Origin of the sequence: Vibrio sp. 10N.222.55.C6, assembly GCF_041473395.1 — a bacterium.
GTDB lineage: Bacteria > Pseudomonadota > Gammaproteobacteria > Enterobacterales > Vibrionaceae > Vibrio > Vibrio crassostreae_C.
Window position 1 is genome coordinate 1 of record NZ_JBFRSD010000696.1, and the last position, 294, is coordinate 294.

The 294-nt window shown below is 48.6% G+C and carries 1 pseudogene; it reads right to left on the reverse strand.

Going from position 1 to position 294, the window contains the following annotated elements:
• Nucleotides 1-294 (reverse strand): annotated as a pseudogene (locus AB4486_RS25700) (lipid A biosynthesis lauroyl acyltransferase); the annotation flags it as partial.

Below are 294 nucleotides of genomic sequence, written 5' to 3' on the forward strand. Positions count from 1 at the left end.
CATGCACACAGCACAAAAGAACACCTTTACCGTTGGCTTTGTGTGTACGCAACGTTTGGGTGTCTTTATCCACTAGGATTCTTTTGAAGCGCCACGTCGGCCAAAACCAGGTAATACCGGTTTCGATCAGTGCCATACCAGTATTTTTAAAGTTTTCACTGACCATAGCCGCGACTTCGTCTGCAGGCTTATCTGGGAAGGCAAGTTCCAAGTTACGTGTTGCCACAGCGACACGCTTTTTGCCATAACGAGCACCCAAAGAGCCTAACGATCGGCCTAACAGCAGTAAGAGGC